The sequence below is a fragment of the Vibrio sp. Vb2960 genome, from assembly GCF_033337665.1.
GTDB classification, from domain to species: domain Bacteria; phylum Pseudomonadota; class Gammaproteobacteria; order Enterobacterales; family Vibrionaceae; genus Vibrio; species Vibrio alginolyticus.
In genome coordinates, this window is sequence record NZ_JAWORD010000078.1 from 1 (window position 1) to 648 (window position 648).

General features: G+C 43.8%; 1 protein-coding gene. It reads right to left on the reverse strand.

The annotated features are described in order from the left end of the window. Positions 1-117: 117 nt before the first annotated feature. Positions 118-594 (reverse strand): GNAT family N-acetyltransferase, encoded by a 477-nt coding sequence (locus tag R7O03_RS22710; protein ID WP_020838885.1) that lies wholly within the window; start codon positions 592-594, stop codon positions 118-120. Between the last annotated feature and the right edge of the window lie 54 nt (positions 595-648).

Here is a 648-nt window from a genome sequence, read left to right on the forward strand (position 1 = left end):
TAACGCTCTGTTAAGGGGTGAGCAACGCAATACTGAAGCCGCCGCATACCACCCTAAACACTTAAACCAACGCATAGTAAAAATGCCACGCGTTGCGAATCCCTCTTGAACAGTTTGTTAGGTGCGTAGCCAAAGTTGGTAAAAGTCGGTTTCATCGTGCTTGGGATTCTTGCGCAAGAACTCCCAACCATGGCGCTTATAGAATGTGAGGGCTCGATGGTTAGTTCGGCTTACTGAAAGTACAGCACGCAAACAACCCGCTTGACTCAAAGTGCTTACAATATAATCCTGCAATTTTGCAGCGAGACCTGAACCACGAAAATTCGGCTTTAAGTAAATGAGATGCACATAGCCAGTCTCAGGCTCGGGTGAAAAGCTACGAAATTCTAACTGCCCTGCAAACTGACCATCCACAAATATATGGATATAGAACCATCCTGATGTTGATAACCGGTCTAATACTCGTTCACGATAACCAATGATGAAGTCGTCGAAACCATCGTAATACCCAAAACTACAAAAGTATGCATCTTTTCTTGCAGCAACGCATAATTCGAAATCATCAATGTTTATCTGCCGAAAAGTAATTTCCATACTTACCTTTTCCTTCAAGCACCTAACGCCCTGTTAAGGGGTGAGCAACGCAAT